This window comes from Pseudomonas sp. B21128, from assembly GCF_044218865.1.
GTDB lineage: Bacteria > Pseudomonadota > Gammaproteobacteria > Pseudomonadales > Pseudomonadaceae > Aquipseudomonas > Aquipseudomonas iridis.
Genome location: NZ_CP162590.1, coordinates 3361508 through 3378833, shown reverse-complemented (window position 1 = coordinate 3378833; position 17326 = coordinate 3361508). Strand labels below are relative to the sequence as shown.

Below are 17326 nucleotides of genomic sequence, written 5' to 3'. Positions count from 1 at the left end.
TCGGAGCCCTCCTACGCAAATGCAAGACGCTTCCTACAGCGCTTACACTTCTTAAACAATTGCTTTTGTTGCTCTTATTGTCAGCAGCAACGCCACGGCACTGCACGCTATCAGGGTTTCCCCGAGGGCCTGAGACCACCCGGCGAGCATCATGCCCGCGCCGATCAGCAGGTAATAAATCAGTCCCAACAAAGCTCCGGCAGTGCCGAGACGATCCGAGTAATTGACCAGCGCCAGGCCAAGAATATTGGGGATTGCCATGCCGAACGCCAGCACGATCAGCAACATCGGCAGCACAAACGCGCCACTGTCCTGCAGCCACCAGACGCCAATGCCACCGAGCAAACCGGTGACGGCGGCGAGCCGGATCAACTGCATCGCGGCAAACCCTGCCTGCAACAAACGCCTGTTGGCCCATGCGCCAAAACCTGAGCCCAGCGCGAGGATCACGCCGCTGTAGCCGAACCATGTTGCGTCCAGATTCAGACGCTGAAAAATGAACGGGCCAAGGCTATAATAACTGAACAGCGCCACATTGAACGCAGCAATCCATAAGGCCGAGCGCCAGATGCCCACGTCGCGCAACATGCGTGCGAGGGTTTCCCACACACAGACGTGGGGCGTTTGCTGAGGGCGGGTTTCCGGCAAGGCGCAGCAACTCCAGAGCCACAGCGTCGCAGCGATTAAAACCAGCGCAATCAGCACGCCGCGATAGCCGAATGCTTCGACCAGACTGGCACCGCTGAACAAACCGATCGCGGGACTGGCCGCCAACGCGATGCCCACCAGGGAAAACACCTGCGCCAATTCTGCGCCTTTGAAACGGTCACGCAGCAAAGTTTGCGTGACCACTGAGCCCACCGCCGCGCCGAATGCCGCCACCCCCTGCGCCAGCAACAGACCGTTGAAACTGCTGACCCGCAGCGCGATAACCGTGGCGACCGCGTAGATCGCCAACCCCACAAGCATGACCGGACGCCGGCCGATGCGATCACACAATCGCCCCCACACCACTACGCCCACGGCAAAGGCGAGAAAGTAAACCGACAAAGTCTGCGCTGCCGCCTCAGGACTGACTTCAAACACCCGACCAATATCCCCCAGCGCCGGGCTGTACAGGGTCTGCGCAATCTGCGGAAACATCAGCAACGCTATCGCCAGCGGTAACAGATTTCTGTTGTTCATTGTTTATGACTCCTCGAGTAAACCGCCGGGGAGTTTAAGAACTGCTGACTGGCGTATTATCCGAATCCTGCCAATTTATCGCGCAAATCGGACAACCCATGGCTTGGATCGACGCTCACACTCTCTTTGATGCAAACCATTATTCGGCGCCGGTGATCGGCATCGCAGCAATACTGGGTGATCACGATTCCGGACAACATCAGCATCTGCACGGGCAACTGCTGTACACCCGCCAGGGCTGCACGCGCATCACCCTCGCGCAACAATTGTGTCTGCTGCCACCGTCGCGCGCGGCGTGGATTCCGGCGGGGGTGAGCCATCGGGCGGTGATGCAGCAAAGCGTCGATTACCGCTCTATTTACCTGATCCCGGAACTGTGCCGCGAGCTGCCGCAGCAGGTCTGCGTTATCGAAGTCAGCCCTCTGCTGCGCGCCGTGCTGGAACCCATGGCCACGGCGGATTTCGACACGGATTGGGAACAGGGCAAATTCGCCCATCTGCTTGGCTTGTGCCTGAGTGAGATTATCGAAGCGGCACAACAACCGATGTTGTTGCCGTTGCCACGGGACAAGCGTTTGCGGCCACTGCTCGCAACACCGGAACAATTGCCGCCGGAACTGCAGGTGCTGGAACGCCAGATCGGCGCCAGCAGCCGCACCATCGGCCGAATCTTCCAGCGCGAAACCGGCATGAGTTATCAGCAGTGGCGCCAGCAATGGCGGTTGATGCGCGCCATGGAGTTGCTCGCCACCGGGCGCAGCCTCAGTTATTGCAGCTTCGAACTGGGCTTTGCGAGTGACAGCGCTTTCATCGCGTTCTTCAAAGCCACGACCGGCAGCACACCCGGCCAGTGGCTCAAATAAACATTTGACGAACGGCGCTCGCCTACACGCAAATTGCGATGTGGCCTCAGGCCTGAGGCGTTTTGCGGAAGCCTACCGCCAAGCGGTTCCAGCTGTTGATGGTGCTGATCGCGACGCTCAGGTCGACCATTTCCTTGGGCGAAAACTGCGCGGCAACGACGTCGTAGTCTTCGTCCGGCGCGTGGGTCAGGCTCAGCTGGGTCAGCGATTCGGTCCACAGCAGCGCGGCGCGTTCACGGTCACTGAAGAATGGCGCTTCACGCCATGCGGTCACCGCGAACAGGCGCCGTGGAGTCTCGCCCCCCTTGATTGCATCGGCGGTGTGCATGTCGATACAGAAAGCGCAGCCGTTGATTTGCGAGGCGCGCAGCTTGACCAGTTCGATCAGGGTTTTTTCCAGCGGCAGCTTTGAGACGGCGGTTTCCAGGGCGATCATCGCTTTCAGGGCGTCTGGGGAAGCCGTGTAGAAATCGACACGAGGTTGCATGGTGGTTCTCCGGGGCCAGTGAATGTGTGACTACGTTAGTCCCGGTGCTGCGCTCGGCAAATAGCCAATAATCCTGAAGAACAGTAGGCCACTCCATCGACCGCTCGTCACTCGGGCGGCACCAAGCGTTGGGGGCCTCAGACCAATATCAGGTAAATCCCCTTTTTGGAGACGTACCATGATGACGCGCAAACTGACCTCGTTACTGCTCGCTGGCCTGCTGGCCACGGCATCGGCTGCCAGCTTCGCTGCCAACGACGGCGCCGATGCAACAGGCACAAAATCGGGTTCCACCAGCGGCTCGACCATGCCACCGGACAACACGCCGGGCGCGCCATCGGGCGGTAACGGCGCCGACGGCACCGGCACCAACGGCGGCGCCAGCGGATCGGGCTCCGGCGCCGGCGGTGGCACCGGTTCGGCAGGCGGCGGTACCGGCGGTGCGGGCGGTGGCACGGGTGGCTGAACGAACAAGAGCCATCCGTGGTGAAAATCTTTCCACGTGCTCTCTAGACATTCACACAATCTGTGCTCGCTGAAAATTCCTGTGGGAGCTAGCTTGCCAGCGATGGCGTCACTGCAGTCAGCCTCTTCTTAAGCTGACGGATCGCTATCGCTGGCAAGCCAGCTCCCACAGATTTTTGTGGTGGTCCTTGGTTCAGCGGTCGTAGCGCATCAGCTCAGCAATCCCGTCATCCGTCGACAGCACCGCCGCCCGATTGCGTCCGGCATTTTTGGCCTGATACAACGCCGCATCCGCGCGCTGGATAAACGCTTCAATGCTGTCATTGCCTTTGGGAACAAACGAGTAGCAGCCCAAACTGACTGTCAGATAACCGGTGGGCGAACCACTGTGGGCGATGCGCTTGTCGATCACGCTGCGGCGAATCTGCCCGGCAATCGCCAATGCGCCATTGATGTCTGTGTCGGGCAATAAAACCGCGAACTCCTCGCCCCCGTAACGGACCACAAGATCGGACTTGCGCTGGCAGCAGTTCTTCAACACCTGGGCCACTTGCGTCAGGCAATGATCCCCCGCCACATGCCCATAAGCGTCGTTGTAACGCTTGAAGAAATCTATATCGAGCATGATCAGGCTGACCGGACTAACCTGCCGCGCACCACGGGCAAACTCGATCTCCAGCGATCGTTCGAACAGGCGCCGATTGGCCAGCCCGGTGAGGCTGTCGTGAGTGGCGATCTGCTCCAGCGCCCGTTGCGCCTTGCGCAGGTTTTTTTCGATCCGCTCGCCGTCGCGCACCTGATGGATAAACACCCAGCCGAACAAACCGACACCCAGGATCACCAGCGCCACAATCACGCTGGACTGAAACGCGCGGTCATACCACCCCTTGAGAATCGTGTCCCGCGAAGTCGCGGCCGAAACCACCAGTGGATAAGCCGACAGTTGCCGGTAGCCGTACAAACGGGTGACACCATCGACTACCGATTGGAACATCGCCGTTCCGGCAGCGGCATTGGGCAACAGCGATTGATAAATTTCGCCTTTGGCCAGTGACGTGCCGATCAGGGATTCATCGTACGGCCGGCGGGCGAGCAAAGTGCCGTCAGTCAGGCCGATAAACATGATCCCGTTGTCATCGAGGCTGAAGCTCTTAAAGAACTGCTCGAAGTACGACATTTTGATCCCGGCCAGCAACACACCCTGAAAGTTGCCGGCACGATCGTTGACGCGTTTGGAGATCGGGATGATCCATTCGCCGTTCTCGCGGCTGCGAATCGCCGGGCCGATGTGCGCTAACGCCGAGACGTTCTGCTGATGAAACTTGAAATATTCGCGGTCAGCCACGCCGTTGCCACGGGGCAGATCAAGGAATGAGGTAACGACCCACTGTCCGTGGTCGTCGAACAGAAACATACCGTGCAACTGCTCCAGCTGCTGCACGCGTCGGGAGAGCGTTTTCTGCAACCGCGGCCTTAGCGCCGTCCCGTAACCGTCGTCCTGAATCCAGTCGACCAGACTGGTCAGCACCAGGTCCGCCGCCAGAAACGTATCCTCTGCCTGCTGCGCCATCGCCCGGGTCAGGTTGCTCGAGGCCATTTGCGCAACCGCCAGATCCTGGCGCCGCGACTGCTCAAGTTGCAGGTACAGCAAACCAAACAGGCACAAACTCACCGCAACGATAAACAGCACCGCCGCTTTGCGCAGCGGCAGACGCTTTAGCGTGCCGGGAGCCTGATGCGGATCGTGAATGGGGATTGGCAAAAGCATGTCCTGGGCAGGTACGACAGGGGCGTTAGCCCGAAACCCTTATGAATTGTGAGCTTAGTCCACCGGGGTGCAAGGGGCAAACGCCCCGCTCCCGCCCCGTTGTATCGGCGTAATGCGCGATTGGATGACTGCCGCGGGTCGAATTATTTTTGCGGCGACTATTGCAGGTAGGGTTGGTGAAGTTTTTGCGCGGGGTGTCGGGGATGGATATGAGAGATTCGTCTGACCAGACCGAAACATCCTGTGGTGAGGGGATTTATCCCCGATGGGCCGCGAAGCGACCCCCAGAAATGGGACTGCTGCGCAGTCCATCGGGGATAAATCCCCTCGCCACAGGTTCAGTGCTCAGTGCTCAGTGCTCAGTGCTCAAACCGGATCACATCACCGCGCCGGAGGCACCCGAATATCCCCCGCCCGGCACTGTGTTTTCACACCCTTGCCACACGCGCCAAACTGCAGATCCTTGCCCATGCAGACGCGCACTTCCGACAACTCCGGGCCACTGCAAATCACGGCGATGCCATCAGCCGGAATCCCCGGATTGGCCTTGCGAAACAAATCGGAAATTTCCTGCGCCTCGAAGTAATACGACGTGCTGAACGGCTGCAACTCCTGCGGAATTTTCACCGCACCAACCGCCTCATCTGCAGCATCCAGATACCCCATCGCGCCGAGGCCGCTGCAAGTGCCGTGTTTGGACCATTCGTGATCGAGCAGTTTTTTGGTCGGGAACAACGTCATGCCTTTTTTGCTTTCCGCGGGCGACAGTGTGGTCAGCGGCGGACAGGATTGCGGCCAGCCGCCCTTGGCGTATTGCGGCCACAAGCCGTGCAGGACAAAGCCATAACCCTTGCCAGAACACTGCACGTCGTCCTTGTGTGTCAAACAGAAGGTCGGCGACCAGGACAGCGTCAGCAGGTAATAATCGAACACCCCCGCCACCGACTCCGCTTGCGCCTTGCTCGACTGCGATTGACGCGCCGAACTCAGGCCGATGCTACCGGCCGTCAGCGCAATCACTGCCAAAATTGTAAACAGCTTTTTCACGTACCCGCTCCTTGGGACGCCTGCGTCCGTGGTTTCGATCCTGACCAGACTGGTCAACGCAGATTTCGACACGCTTGTGTTGCAAGCGCATGACGCACGGCAACGTTGTACGCCGTTGAAAGGTCTACGATTAATAAGCAGACACCACAAACAGGGAACCGACATGAGTAAAGCAGACGAACTCGCCGCGAAGCTCAAGCAAACCCGGCACGGCCACGCGGACGACATCACCTGCGCCGAACTGGAGATCGATTGCTGGCCCGCGCAGGTGTATGACCTGTACCACCGCATCGAAACCTGGCTGCAACCGGTGACCGAAGTCGGACTGAAAATTCGGCGCAATCCTACGCACATCTGCGAAACCTCTGCGGATGGCGAATCCTACGATTACGCGATCGATCAATTGGTAATCGAAGCAAATAACCAAAGCCTGACCTTTGATCCCATCGCACGATTTACCGAAGACGGCGCCGGGCGCGTGCAAATCACCCTGCCGGACAGAAACACCTACCTGCTGCGCACCGTCGATGAACATCACGAAAGCCACTGGTGGATGCAGACCGTTGAAACCGGGCAACAGCTGGATGCCATCGCGCTGACGGAGAACAATCTGTTGTCGGTGGTGCAGGAAGGATTGGGGCTGTAAGCGCACTCTGCCGATAGGGATCAGCGCCCAGAACGTGGTTAACTTCTGGCTCCGATCCCTTTGAAGCCCGACAGCCATGATAAAAACCAAAATCTTGCTCGGTACCTTGCTGGCCCTGCCCCTGACCTTCAGCGCTCAGGCAGCGGAACAACCGTCGCACCTCGATACCATCCAACAACAAGGCCAACTGCGCGTCTGCACCACCGGCGACTACAAGCCCTACACCTTCAAGCGCACCGACGGTGATTTCGAGGGCATCGACATCAGCATGGCGCGCTCGCTGGCCGACAGCCTCGGGGTCAAGGTCGAGTGGGTGCAAACCACCTGGAAAACCCTGATGCCGGACATGCAGGCCGGCAAATGCGACATCGGCATGGGCGGCATCTCGGTGACGCTGGAGCGGCAGAAAAAGGCATTTTTCAGCAACACCCTCGACGTCGACGGCAAGATCCCGCTGGTGCGCTGCGCCGACCAATCCAAGTACCAGACTGTCGAGCAGATCAACCAGCCCAGCGTGCGCCTGGTTGAACCTGCCGGGGGCAGCAACGAAGCCTTCGTCCACGCCTTCCTGCCCAAAGCGCAACTGGCCCTGCACGACAACGTGACGATCTTCCAGCAACTGCTCGACAACAAGGCCGACGTGATGATCACCGACGCCTCAGAAGCGCTGTATCAGCAGAAGTTGAAACCAGGGTTGTGTGCGGTCAATCCGCAGCAGTTCATGCAGTACGGGGAAAAGGCTTACCTGCTGCCGCGCGATGACATCAGCTGGAAACTCTACGTCGATCAGTGGCTGCACTTGAGCAAAGTCACCGGCAAATATCAGAAAGTACTGAGCGAATGGATCGCCGTGCCGCAATAAGTATCCAGGCCTGATACTGCCCGTGTGGCGAGGGAGTTGCTCCCTCGCCACACATTCAAACTAGGCCCTCGCCGAACACCACATCATGCAACTTTCCTGATCGACAGCGCCGGTGCAGAATCGCTTATCCGCCAGACAAGGACATCCCCATGCAATTCCTCCCCCTCACCGACGCCAGCCCCGCCATACAGGCCAGCGTCCGCACCCTGCGCAACCAGGAAGATGTGCGCAAATTCATGTACACCTCCCACGAAATCACCGAACAGGAACATGCCAACTGGCTGGCCTCTTTGCAGGGCAATCCACGCCAGCAAGTGTTTGTGGTGATCAAGGATGAACAGGCGGTCGGGGTTGTTTCGCTGAATGCGATTAACCAACTGCACAAGACGGCGGATTGGGCGTTTTATCTGGACGTCGGCTTGCAGGGTAAGGGGTTGGGCAGCGTGGTCGAGTTCTGGATGCTTGATTACGCGTTTGATGTGGCGGGGTTGGAGAAGCTGAATTGCGAAGTGCTGGCGATGAACTCGGCGGTGGTGAAGATGCATCAGAAGTTTGGGTTTGAGGTTGAGGGTGTAAGGCGGCAGAACGTGGTGAAGGATGGGGTTCGGGTTGACGTCGTTCTGTTGGGGATCAACAGGGAAGAATGGCTCAGCAAACGTCCGGCACTGGCCCCCGTAATCGAGCGGCTCAGTGCGAGCTGAGAGAGGTCATCTCTTCAGCCACGCACCCGTGGGGATCTGCGCCAGGGATTTGAAAGCAGGTTTGGCGAACCAATAACCCTGCATCAGATAAATGCCGCAATCGGCGAGAAAGTCTCTTTCCTGGGCATCTTCTATGCCCTCGGCGATCACCTCCACGCCCAACTCTCTGCACATGTTCACGACGTTACGCACGATGGTCTGGCGTACACGGTCAAGGTGAATATCGCGGACCAGCGCCATATCCAGCTTGATCAAATCCGGCTGAAAATCTGCCAACAGGTTAAGACCGGAATAGCCTGCGCCGAAGTCATCGATCGCTGTTTTGAAACCAAACTCGCGGTACTCACTCAAGATATTCGTCAGGTGGCTGTTCTTTTCAACGTACTCGCCCTCAACCGCTTCGAAGATCAAGCGATCCAACGGAAACCCGTGAGCGCGTGCTGCTTCAAGTGTGCTGCGAATGCACAGTTCCGGACGGTAAACGGCATTCGGCAAAAAGTTGATCGACAGGTACTCGGTCATCCCTAACTGAGCCGCCGTGGAAATCGCCCGAACTCGACACAGTTGATCGAATCGATAACGGTTTTGATCGTCCACCTGCTCCAGGACTGACAAGGCGCCCTCACCCTTCACGCCGCGAACCAAGGCTTCATGGGCAAAAGTCGTTTGATCGCGCAGATCCACTATGGGCTGGAACGCGAAGGCGAAATCCATATCCGGCGCGCCTTTGTTTTTACAGCCCTGGCAGCCTCCGAGCGAGGCGGATGATTTTGAAGAGTCGGTCATGACGCCCTCTGATAACGGGTTGTAACCCTCCATGGTGATAAATAAACAGCTGCTCGGGGTTAAGTGCTAACCAGCCATAACGGCAGCCCAACGGCGCCTGAATATTTTGAAGGTGCCGTGGGCTCATCGTTCACCGAATCAGGTGCGGAAATGCGCGGTCATTCGCTGCAAGTCCTGCCCCAGCGACGCCAGCTCAATTGTCGCGGCCGCACTCTCTTCGCTGGCAACCGCCGACTGGTCGGCCACATCACGCACGCTGACGATGCTGCGATTGATCTCGTCGGCCACGGCACTTTGCTGCTCGGCCGCGGCCGAGATCTGCAAGCTCATTTCCTGGATCGTGCCGATGGACTGATTGATCTCGGTAATCGCCAACTCGGCTTTCTGCGCCAACTCCACCGTATCGAGAGTGCGCTCGCGGCTGGAAGCCATCAGCGCAGAAGCCGCTTGCGTGCCCTGTTGCAGGGTGACGATCAGCGCTTCGATTTCCTTGGTCGAGTCCTGTGTCCGCTGGGCCAACGAACGCACTTCGTCTGCCACCACGGCGAAACCACGACCCTGCTCCCCCGCTCGCGCCGCTTCGATAGCGGCGTTCAACGCAAGCAAATTGGTCTGCTCCGCAACGGCTTTGATCACATCGATCACTTTGCCGATCTGCTCACTGTCCTGAGACAGCACGTTCATCGCACCGCCCAACTCTTCAATGGCCACCGCGAGCTCACTGATCTGCGCCGTCGCCTGCTTCACCACCGTGCTGCCGTGACGCGCCTGTTGATCGGCCAAAGTCGCAGCAGCGGACGCGTCGGTCGTGTTACGCGCAACTTCCTGCACGGTCGAAGCCATTTCATGCATCGCCGTGGCGACTTGATCCACTTCACTTTTCTGCTGACGCACACCCGCGCTGGTCTGCTCGCTCATGGCCGAGAGTTTTTCCGCAGAAGTGGAAATATGCGTGACACCATTGCCGATACCTTGAACCAGCGTGTTCAGGTTCTGCGCCATGTCCTGCATCGCATTTTGCAGATCGCCCAACTCATCTTTGCGGTTTGATTTGGCCTGTACCGTCAGATCGCCTTTGGCAATACGCCGAGCCAGATCAACCGTCAGCGCCAGCGGCGAAGTGATCTGCCGCGAGATGACCACCGAAGCAAACAGTCCGATCACCAGCGCCAACACGGTCAATACGGCCATCTGGATAAAGGCTGAGCGCTGATCTTCACGCGCCAGACGCTGCTGGGTATCCATCAGGCCACTCATGATGCTGTCCATCGCCTTGCTTTCCTGGCTGACCTGCAGACGCATGCTCTGCTTCTGCTCGAACAGCCCGGCCACTTCCACCAATACTTCGCGATAACGACGGATGCCCGCGTGCGCTTCTTCCAGTTGACTCGACAGGGTCGCCGGCAGGCTGGAACGCGCTTTGGTGATATCGCTCAGGAACGTGTCGATGGTGTCCATCAGCACTTTTTTGTTCACGTCGTTGGGCACCGCAATGTAACGGCGCAGCATCAGGCGAAACGTGGCCATGCCGTAGCGCAAATCGGCCACCGTGCGCAGCTCCCGCACGCGTTCGCCATCGGCGGACGCCAAGGCACCGCTCGTAGTGCTTTCAAGCATGTCACCAAAGGTCTGCGCGTACTTGTCCGACAGCGCACCCAACGGTTTCAGGGCATCCGTCGTCGACTTATCGGCATCGATCAGGCGCTTTACCTTCTGATCATAGGCAACAATCGTGGCTTGCAACGCCTTCAAGGCTTGCTGGTTTTCAGCGCGCGTCAACGTTTCCAGCGCCTTGCTCACAAGGCCCTGCAACACATTCAGTTGCGCGTGATAAGAGTCAGCGAAAGCGGCGTCAGCAGCGGCTTCGTACTGTTTCTCGGACAGACGCATATCTTGCGTAGCGTCATTCAACGTGCCAATCAGACGCGTCGTACTCAAGCGATCAACCAGCACGCTGTTGCTGTTATAGCCAATGAAGGCAACCGCCAAAACAGCCAGCAACAGAATGCCAAAACCGGTTCCCAGCTTGCGGGAAACTTTGATGTCACCCAGGAAATTCGATTCAACTGCCATATTCAGCCTCAAACGCCCTGACGCGAAACGCCAGGCACAAAAAATTGATCTCCGGTAACCGCAGTCACCGTCCAGACATTCGGGGGGTCGTCATCCAAGGCGTAATACGGGACGCTCCAGCTGTCCCGGAAATGCAAAATGCGATGCTGTTGATGTGTCAAAGAGAAATCCGACGCGAGCATCGGCAGACAAACCATCACGTGGCAAACAGGGCGTCTGCACGCAAGATTTATCGATTCAGCAAAGTATCTGGAAGGGATGCTATAAACTTTAGGAAAACTTGTACAACTTTTTATATTTGTACAGGAAGTGAACTTTTAGCTCGGCATGATGACGCATTGCCATCACGAATTGTGGCACATCGCTACTGGCGCAAAAAGACGCGGAAAATTCCAAATCAGAACCCCGCCCCTCTGCAGCAACGGCGTGCCGCATGCCACAGAGGGACACGGGTTTACGGCTTGATTTCAACCTTATCCAACGCCTGATTCACCGCCAACTCCGCCAACATCACCACCTGCGCAATGCCTAGCGCAGATTTGCGGCGCGAGTTATCCAGCGTCGCGGCAAAGTTGTTGAGCATCTCGGAGGCAGAACCCAGGGTTTCGCAGGCATTGGCCAACAGGGATTCCATGTCGTACTTCGGATTGGCGAGGTACATGCGTTCGGGCTCGTCGGTGCTGGCCATGATTTGGTTGGCGGGAAGAAGGTAGTGATCGAGCGCGCGTTCGGCGGCTTCGTGGAGTTTTTTGGAATTGGGGGATTCGTAGGGGGATGCGGGATCGGTTTCTGGCGGGTTGGGTGTTGGTTTGAACATAGATGGAACCTCTAGCGCGATTACTAAAAGAAGCCATCACCCACGCTACCAAACGATGGGTGGCGGCCATACGCGGGTTGGTAGACCGGTCGCACTAGAACCCGGCGCCCACGAATGGGCCCCACGCATGACCACCATGAAATCCGAGTCCTGGGAAAGCGACTGAACAAGGTGACGCATGCATCTAGACACGAAGCGGGCTACCAAACCCGATCACTGGTTTTCAGTGACATTGGGACGATAGAACCTGCGTGCTAGACGTACAAGCCGGCGGATTCTGTCTTACGTGTAGGGTGTGGCGCAAGGTGGTGTAGGGCTCGGGTTGTGCCAGCGTGATTCATTTAAACAAGAGCAAGCATTGCTGTTTAAATTGACGAAAAATGACGAGTGCATTGTCGCCCGTCACTGACCAAAGCAAGTCTGATACAGTCGGCAGCGGTTAATTTGATGACAGGGAGTCAAACATGGCAAAGCCAGCCGCGCGTATCACATTGAAACCCCAGCCCATCATGTACGACCAGAAGTCAAAGTCGCTGACGGCCTTTTCGCGATGAAAAAGACCAACGCTAATTTGAATCGCACAATGACTGCAAAAGATCGATATGACATCTACTGGGCATTGTCCGATACGTTCGTCGACAATGAGGTGGACTACAAATCTATCGCCCGACGGACCGAAGATTACGACCCGCAAGAAATAAAACGGATGCTCTACGAGGAAGTCGCACCTGTCTGCTACACGAATTTTGACTGCGTGATTCCAATCATCTGGTCTTTGTTTGACCCAGAACAATTAAATTCTGACATCGCGCAAATGTTGGAAGCCCGAGCAAGTAGTCGCTTTCGACGTCAGAGAGACAAACTGTTAATCCGTTGGCTTGAGTTCCGATACAAATACATTTGGAGAGAGATCTCCGCACACTATCGAAAATGAGTTGTTTTAGGCTCGATCTGGTGCAAATCACGATACTCAGCCGACCAGCGTCGGCGTTTCATCACCAAGCAATGCCACATCGATCAAAGTGCGTAAGGCTCTGCCCACCCCATTCCTGATAAACTCCCCCACCTTCGCCCCTCTGATCCAGATTTCCCCAATGTCTTTACAACCCGCCCCACTCTCCCGCCGCTTCTCCGTCGCCCCGATGATGGATTGGACTGACCGCCATTGCCGATTCTTCCTACGCATCCTGTCGAAGAACGCTCTGCTCTACACCGAAATGGTCACCACCGGCGCGCTGCTCAATGGCGATCACGAACGTTTCCTCCGTCACAACGAAGCCGAGCACCCTCTCGCGTTGCAGCTAGGCGGTAGCGTCCCCCTCGACCTGGCCGCCTGCGCTCGCATGGCTCAGGAGCACGGTTACGACGAGGTGAACCTAAACGTCGGCTGCCCGAGCGATCGTGTGCAGAACAACATGATTGGCGCTTGCCTGATGGGTCACCCTCAACTGGTGGCGGATTGTGTGAAGGCGATGCGAGATGCGGTGTCGATTCCGGTGACGGTCAAGCATCGGATCGGGATCAATGGGCGGGACAGTTACGAGGAGCTGTGTGATTTCGTGGGGACGGTGCGGGATGCCGGGTGTACCAGTTTTACGGTGCATGCGCGGATTGCGATTCTGGAGGGGTTGTCGCCGAAGGAGAATCGCGACATTCCGCCATTGCGCTATGACGTCGCGGCGCGGTTGAAGGCGGATTTTCCGGAGTTGGAGATTGTGCTGAACGGCGGGATCAAGACGATGGAGGCCTGCCATGAGCATTTGCAGACCTTTGACGGTGTGATGCTGGGGCGTGAGGCTTATCACAATCCGTATCTGCTGGCGGAGGTGGATCAGCAGTTGTTCGGCAGTTCGGCGCCGGTGATCAGCCGCGCGGAAGCGTTGGCGCAGTTGCGACCTTATATAGCCGAGCATTTGCTGGCCGGTGGGTCGATGCATCACATCACGCGGCATGTGTTGGGCTTGGGCACCGGATTCCCGGGGGCGCGCAAGTTTCGGCAGTTGTTGTCGGTGGATATCCACAAGGCCAAGGATCCGTTGGCGTTGCTGGATCAGGCGGCGGAGTTGTTGGCGGGTCGTTGATCGACGCGTTGAATGTGCGGGCAACGAATGAGCGTTGCTCGCGGTTTTGTTGTACCGACAGGATGTCTTTTGTTTATGCACGCGTTTAGCTGTGTTTTATTCAAGCGATTCACCCTCCTCGCTTTACTCCTTACCGTCCCTGCCACCGCCTGCGCCAGTTGCGATTTTTTGAAAGGGTGCGGTGATGGGGAAGATGGCCCTTTTGAATCAACCCAAATGTCTGGCTTTCTGGTTTTCACGACGACGATGATCACGGTCGATGGGATGTCAGACATGTCCGGTCTGAAAAAACGTGTTTATTCGGTAGAGGAAATCGAAGCAGCGCATTATTACCTCGCCAGCGACGGCATGCTGCAAGCCGCGTATTTCACCTCGGCCTTGCAGCGTTTTCGTCGGGAATCCCCCGACAGCGAATTAAACGACCTCGCCGTCGCCGCGCTGATCAGCAGCCAGTAATCAACCCGCCGCAGCCGCCGTCCAGTTCACCCAGCCAAACATCCACGTGGCCAGAATCAACAAGCCAAACGCGATCCGATACCAGGCGAACGCCGCATAGCTGTGGTTGGCGATGAACTTGAGCAAGCCGCGCACGGCGATCATGGCGAAGATGAATGCGGTGACGAAGCCCAAGGCGAAGACCGGCAGGTCGCTTTGCTGGAACAGGTCGCGATATTTGTAGCCTGAATACACGGCGGCACCGACCATGGTCGGCATAGCCAGGAAAAACGAGAACTCGGTGGCGGCTTTGCGCGACAGACCGAACAGCAGGCCGCCGATGATGGTAGATCCGGAACGCGAGGTGCCGGGAATCATCGCCAGGCACTGTACGAAACCTACCTTAAGCGCGTCAGACCAGCGCATGTCATCGACATGCTCGACGCGAATCACGTGGCTGCGCTGTTCGGCCCACAACATCACGATGCCGCCGACAACCAAAGCGACGGCGACTGTGATCGGGTTAAACAGGTAATGATGAATAGTGTCAGCGAAGAGCACACCCAGAACCACGGCCGGCAGAAAGGCGATCAACAGGTTGAGGGTGAATCGTTGCGCGTTGCGCTCGGTCGGCAGGCCTTTGACGATTTCGATGATCTTCGGCCGGAATTCCCAGACGACGGCAAGAATGGCACCCAGTTGAATAATGATGTTGAACGCCATGGCGCGTTCGCCGCCGAACTCCAGCAAGTCGGCAACGATAATCTGGTGGCCAGTACTGGAGATCGGCAAGAACTCGGTAAGGCCTTCGACTGCACCCAAAATCAACACCTGGAAAAAAGTCCAGAAATCCATTAATCCTCCGTCAGAGCACACTTGGTGAGCGACTGGTCAATAACACTCAGGGATTGAGTATCTGAAATAATACAAAGATCAAAAGATCGCAGCCTTCGGCAGCGCCTACATTGGGAAAGCATTCACCTGTAGGCGCCGCCGAAGGCTGCGATCTTTGATCTTGTCAGCGAAGGAGATTACGTCTTAACAAAAGACACACTCAAGCCATGTTAATAAACGTCCGTGTACGAACTAATGTGAAATTATTTAGGCACTTAGCAGGAAAAATTTCACTGCGCCAATAAAGTGTGATCTGCCTCACATATTGAAGGCTGGCTATACAGTGGCCAATAGACACAAACAAAGATGTCGTCATGAGTTCAAAATAGTGGCACAATTCCATATTGCCACCACTTACTCACTAGTTCACGAAGCCCAGAAAATCAACTAAAAGCTTGAAAAGCTTATTTATTGTTAGAAAACTCGGGAGCCACGTCTAAAAACGGCGTAAATGTTACCAATTGTCAGTCACAGATGAGAACCGGTGCTTTAACATCCTGATGTCAGCACCTAATTTCGAGTCAATGCATGATGCTCTCAGGGAACTTGGCGACTAGAAGTCCGCGCCCGACAATCGACGAACCAGGTGTACTCATTCTGGGTCGAACCCGTGGCGTGGCGGAACATTTTAGTACGCTACTCGCAAAGCTTGTGCGAACCGATGTGGCGCTTGAAGCCAACTCGTACACTGATGCCTATATGCAGAATGAAGATTCTGCCTTGTATCGAGCAATCTTCATTGTCATCGACAGCCCACAAGCACTCGAAGACAATCTTGCGCTGGTCGAAAACCTGCGCAAAGACAACTTTAAGCCGCTCATTTGTGCAGTTATCACTGGCCGCGGTGCTTTCAACAAGATCAAGTACTACCTGGCCGGTGCCGACTTCTGTATCAAACTCAACACCCTTTCCGACGATGGCGCCGAGTCGTTGGGAGAATTCTTCAGCAGTGAAGAATGGCAAAGAGACATAAACCTGACACTTGATCCAACTCGGATCTGTCTGCTGAGCACAAATAAACGCCTGGATATTTCGTTTGCCGAGATGAAAATCCTTGAAGCGTTTGCGCACAGCAATAATCACATTCTGAGCCATGATGAGATCGCCAACATCATGGGACTCAATCCCAATTTCTACGATCCTCGCGCGCTGGAGAAGTCCATCAGTCGCTTGCGTGGAAAAATCAAGGACGTGTATGGTACAAACGCGATTCAGAGCATCCGCGGCTATGGCTATCGCCTGGTGCGCGGCCTGATATCGACTGCCTGAGTCTCGGGCGGCCGTCCCTTTTGCATGCTCACGAAGGATCGTCTGATGCAACGATATACCTATGGTTTTACTTCACGCCTACCTATAAAAAAGCGATTGAATGAGCGCAAAAACATAACAATAAACTCAACAACATAGCAGCAGATCGAGTGGAACTTATCGAGGGCCAATTTCGGGCCCAGACCCTGCCTGTCGATTACTTCCAAGGAAGTCATTGCTCGCCTGCCGATTTACCTTTTAACCAATTTTGGTGCGCAGTTAAGGAGAGAGACATGGAAACTAGTACAACCCTCCCCAGAAAATATTTTGTTGTCGTGACCAACAGTACAGCGTCGCAACGTGAGCTCGAGAACATCCTGTCGAGCGAGCGCTTCAATTCGCTGGGCACGTCTCAGGCACAAATGTTTATTGAAGGTGCTACTTCGCCCTCTTCCGCCCCCATGCTGATGGAGTTCACTTACCCAAGCGGGACCCGAAAGCACGTTGCCCGCACGATTGAACATGACACCCAGCGTATATTGGCCACACTCGAATCCGAGTGGCGGGCAGCACAATCAAGCAATCCTTTTCGCAGCGCCCCGGCCATAACCGGCGAATCCGGCAAACTGCCTGTTGGTAATGAAGGCGTCACGCCGTGTACTGAAACCTGGCATCTGGATAATGATCAAGGCGCATTGGTCAAAAACGATGTCGAGATCAGTCTTACCGGGCTGGAAACTGCATTGGTGAGAAAGATGCTGCATCACGAAGACCGTGTGGTCAGTCGAGATGACTTGATCCTGAGCATCGGCCGAGAGCCGGAGCAATATCGCGGACTGGAAATGTGTCTAAGTCGCCTGCAAGACAAATTCAAAAGCGCCAGCCAAGGTGAGCGACTGTTCCGTGCCGTGAGAAATCGCGGTTATTGCCTCATCCAGGACATCATCGCGTAAACACAGGCAATACCT

General features: G+C 56.4%; 18 protein-coding genes and 1 pseudogene. 10 read left to right on the top strand and 9 right to left on the bottom strand.

Annotation, left to right across the window (positions count from 1 at the left end; translation table 11 throughout):
- Window positions 1–51 precede the first annotated feature (51 nt).
- Complete coding sequence (locus AB4P91_RS15070) at window positions 52–1185, bottom strand: MFS transporter (protein ID WP_395603103.1); 1134 nt, start codon at window positions 1183–1185, stop codon at window positions 52–54.
- Between the two features lie 98 nt (window positions 1186–1283).
- On the opposite strand from AB4P91_RS15070, the gene AB4P91_RS15065 reads away from it, so the two are divergent.
- Window positions 1284–2048, top strand: coding sequence for an AraC family transcriptional regulator (locus AB4P91_RS15065; RefSeq protein ID WP_395603102.1), 765 nt, complete (start codon window positions 1284–1286; stop codon window positions 2046–2048).
- Between the two features lie 46 nt (window positions 2049–2094).
- Here AB4P91_RS15065 and AB4P91_RS15060 read toward each other — a convergent pair whose 3' ends face one another.
- Window positions 2095–2535: a carboxymuconolactone decarboxylase family protein gene (locus AB4P91_RS15060; protein WP_395603101.1), complete on the bottom strand. Its 441-nt coding sequence runs from the start codon at window positions 2533–2535 to the stop codon at window positions 2095–2097.
- A 178-nt stretch (window positions 2536–2713) separates the two neighbouring features.
- Between AB4P91_RS15060 and AB4P91_RS15055 the strand changes: the two genes are divergently transcribed.
- Complete coding sequence (locus AB4P91_RS15055) at window positions 2714–3001, top strand: hypothetical protein (RefSeq protein ID WP_042560105.1); 288 nt, start codon at window positions 2714–2716, stop codon at window positions 2999–3001.
- A 192-nt stretch (window positions 3002–3193) separates the two neighbouring features.
- Here the strand turns inward: AB4P91_RS15055 and AB4P91_RS15050 are convergent, their stop codons facing one another.
- Both AB4P91_RS15050 and AB4P91_RS15045 read right to left on the bottom strand, forming a co-directional pair.
- Complete coding sequence (locus AB4P91_RS15050; protein WP_395603100.1) at window positions 3194–4762, bottom strand: diguanylate cyclase; 1569 nt, start codon at window positions 4760–4762, stop codon at window positions 3194–3196.
- Window positions 4763–5149: 387 nt separating this feature from the next.
- On the bottom strand, window positions 5150–5815 hold the full coding sequence (locus AB4P91_RS15045) for a ribonuclease T2 (RefSeq protein ID WP_395603099.1): 666 nt from the start codon (window positions 5813–5815) through the stop codon (window positions 5150–5152).
- Between the two features lie 163 nt (window positions 5816–5978).
- Here AB4P91_RS15045 and AB4P91_RS15040 point away from each other — a divergent pair, with 163 nt between their 5' ends.
- From AB4P91_RS15040 to pseH, 3 genes are all read left to right on the top strand, one after another.
- Window positions 5979–6461 (top strand): hypothetical protein, encoded by a 483-nt coding sequence (locus AB4P91_RS15040; RefSeq protein ID WP_150592439.1) that lies wholly within the window; start codon window positions 5979–5981, stop codon window positions 6459–6461.
- A 76-nt stretch (window positions 6462–6537) separates the two neighbouring features.
- Window positions 6538–7323, top strand: coding sequence for a transporter substrate-binding domain-containing protein (locus tag AB4P91_RS15035; protein ID WP_395603098.1), 786 nt, complete (start codon window positions 6538–6540; stop codon window positions 7321–7323).
- Window positions 7324–7472: 149 nt separating this feature from the next.
- The gene (gene pseH, locus AB4P91_RS15030) at window positions 7473–8024 is read left to right on the top strand and encodes a UDP-4-amino-4,6-dideoxy-N-acetyl-beta-L-altrosamine N-acetyltransferase (protein WP_395603097.1); all 552 of its coding nucleotides are present in this window, start codon (window positions 7473–7475) and stop codon (window positions 8022–8024) included.
- A gap of 6 nt (window positions 8025–8030) precedes the next feature.
- Here the strand turns inward: pseH and AB4P91_RS15025 are convergent, their stop codons facing one another.
- The 4 genes and pseudogenes from AB4P91_RS15025 to AB4P91_RS15010 all read right to left on the bottom strand — a co-directional run bounded on the left by AB4P91_RS15025 (window position 8031) and on the right by AB4P91_RS15010 (window position 11700).
- Window positions 8031–8810, bottom strand: coding sequence for an EAL domain-containing protein (locus tag AB4P91_RS15025; protein WP_395603096.1), 780 nt, complete (start codon window positions 8808–8810; stop codon window positions 8031–8033).
- A gap of 138 nt (window positions 8811–8948) precedes the next feature.
- The gene (locus tag AB4P91_RS15020; protein WP_395604966.1) at window positions 8949–9653 is read right to left on the bottom strand and encodes a methyl-accepting chemotaxis protein; all 705 of its coding nucleotides are present in this window, start codon (window positions 9651–9653) and stop codon (window positions 8949–8951) included.
- Between the two features lie 201 nt (window positions 9654–9854).
- Window positions 9855–10883: pseudogene (locus tag AB4P91_RS15015) on the bottom strand (methyl-accepting chemotaxis protein); the annotation flags it as partial.
- 454 nt (window positions 10884–11337) lie between these two features.
- Complete coding sequence (locus AB4P91_RS15010; RefSeq protein WP_150598087.1) at window positions 11338–11700, bottom strand: DUF6124 family protein; 363 nt, start codon at window positions 11698–11700, stop codon at window positions 11338–11340.
- Window positions 11701–12250: 550 nt separating this feature from the next.
- Here AB4P91_RS15010 and AB4P91_RS15005 point away from each other — a divergent pair.
- The 3 genes from AB4P91_RS15005 (at window position 12251) to AB4P91_RS14995 (ending at window position 14237) form a co-directional block, all read left to right on the top strand.
- Complete coding sequence (locus AB4P91_RS15005; protein WP_224790597.1) at window positions 12251–12634, top strand: hypothetical protein; 384 nt, start codon at window positions 12251–12253, stop codon at window positions 12632–12634.
- A 160-nt stretch (window positions 12635–12794) separates the two neighbouring features.
- Window positions 12795–13781, top strand: coding sequence for a tRNA dihydrouridine(20/20a) synthase DusA (gene dusA, locus AB4P91_RS15000; protein WP_395603095.1), 987 nt, complete (start codon window positions 12795–12797; stop codon window positions 13779–13781).
- Between the two features lie 27 nt (window positions 13782–13808).
- Window positions 13809–14237 (top strand): DUF2388 domain-containing protein, encoded by a 429-nt coding sequence (locus tag AB4P91_RS14995; protein WP_395603094.1) that lies wholly within the window; start codon window positions 13809–13811, stop codon window positions 14235–14237.
- Here the strand turns inward: AB4P91_RS14995 and AB4P91_RS14990 are convergent, their stop codons facing one another.
- The gene (locus tag AB4P91_RS14990; RefSeq protein ID WP_395603093.1) at window positions 14238–15071 is read right to left on the bottom strand and encodes an undecaprenyl-diphosphate phosphatase; all 834 of its coding nucleotides are present in this window, start codon (window positions 15069–15071) and stop codon (window positions 14238–14240) included. It abuts the gene before it with no gap.
- 567 nt (window positions 15072–15638) lie between these two features.
- Between AB4P91_RS14990 and AB4P91_RS14985 the strand changes: the two genes are divergently transcribed.
- Window positions 15639–16379: a winged helix-turn-helix domain-containing protein gene (locus tag AB4P91_RS14985; protein WP_395603092.1), complete on the top strand. Its 741-nt coding sequence runs from the start codon at window positions 15639–15641 to the stop codon at window positions 16377–16379.
- Window positions 16380–16651: 272 nt separating this feature from the next.
- Window positions 16652–17311: a transcriptional regulator gene (locus AB4P91_RS14980; protein WP_395603091.1), complete on the top strand. Its 660-nt coding sequence runs from the start codon at window positions 16652–16654 to the stop codon at window positions 17309–17311.
- Window positions 17312–17326: the final 15 nt, after the last annotated feature.

What these genes read in the sequence shown, in the direction of transcription:
- AB4P91_RS15020 (WP_395604966.1), bottom strand. Translation starts at nt 9,653, where the DNA reads ATGGCTTCGACCGTGCAGGAAGTTGCGCGTAACACGACCGACGCGTCC.
- AB4P91_RS15040 (WP_150592439.1), top strand. Translation starts at nt 5,979, where the DNA reads ATGAGTAAAGCAGACGAACTCGCCGCGAAGCTCAAGCAAACCCGGCAC.
- AB4P91_RS15065 (WP_395603102.1), top strand. Translation starts at nt 1,284, where the DNA reads ATGGCTTGGATCGACGCTCACACTCTCTTTGATGCAAACCATTATTCG.
- AB4P91_RS14980 (WP_395603091.1), top strand. Translation starts at nt 16,652, where the DNA reads ATGGAAACTAGTACAACCCTCCCCAGAAAATATTTTGTTGTCGTGACC.
- AB4P91_RS14985 (WP_395603092.1), top strand. Translation starts at nt 15,639, where the DNA reads ATGATGCTCTCAGGGAACTTGGCGACTAGAAGTCCGCGCCCGACAATC.
- AB4P91_RS15025 (WP_395603096.1), bottom strand. Translation starts at nt 8,810, where the DNA reads ATGACCGACTCTTCAAAATCATCCGCCTCGCTCGGAGGCTGCCAGGGC.
- AB4P91_RS14990 (WP_395603093.1), bottom strand. Translation starts at nt 15,071, where the DNA reads ATGGATTTCTGGACTTTTTTCCAGGTGTTGATTTTGGGTGCAGTCGAA.
- AB4P91_RS15060 (WP_395603101.1), bottom strand. Translation starts at nt 2,535, where the DNA reads ATGCAACCTCGTGTCGATTTCTACACGGCTTCCCCAGACGCCCTGAAA.
- pseH (WP_395603097.1), top strand. Translation starts at nt 7,473, where the DNA reads ATGCAATTCCTCCCCCTCACCGACGCCAGCCCCGCCATACAGGCCAGC.
- AB4P91_RS15010 (WP_150598087.1), bottom strand. Translation starts at nt 11,700, where the DNA reads ATGTTCAAACCAACACCCAACCCGCCAGAAACCGATCCCGCATCCCCC.
- AB4P91_RS15005 (WP_224790597.1), top strand. Translation starts at nt 12,251, where the DNA reads ATGAAAAAGACCAACGCTAATTTGAATCGCACAATGACTGCAAAAGAT.
- AB4P91_RS15070 (WP_395603103.1), bottom strand. Translation starts at nt 1,185, where the DNA reads ATGAACAACAGAAATCTGTTACCGCTGGCGATAGCGTTGCTGATGTTT.
- AB4P91_RS14995 (WP_395603094.1), top strand. Translation starts at nt 13,809, where the DNA reads ATGAGCGTTGCTCGCGGTTTTGTTGTACCGACAGGATGTCTTTTGTTT.
- dusA (WP_395603095.1), top strand. Translation starts at nt 12,795, where the DNA reads ATGTCTTTACAACCCGCCCCACTCTCCCGCCGCTTCTCCGTCGCCCCG.
- AB4P91_RS15035 (WP_395603098.1), top strand. Translation starts at nt 6,538, where the DNA reads ATGATAAAAACCAAAATCTTGCTCGGTACCTTGCTGGCCCTGCCCCTG.
- AB4P91_RS15055 (WP_042560105.1), top strand. Translation starts at nt 2,714, where the DNA reads ATGATGACGCGCAAACTGACCTCGTTACTGCTCGCTGGCCTGCTGGCC.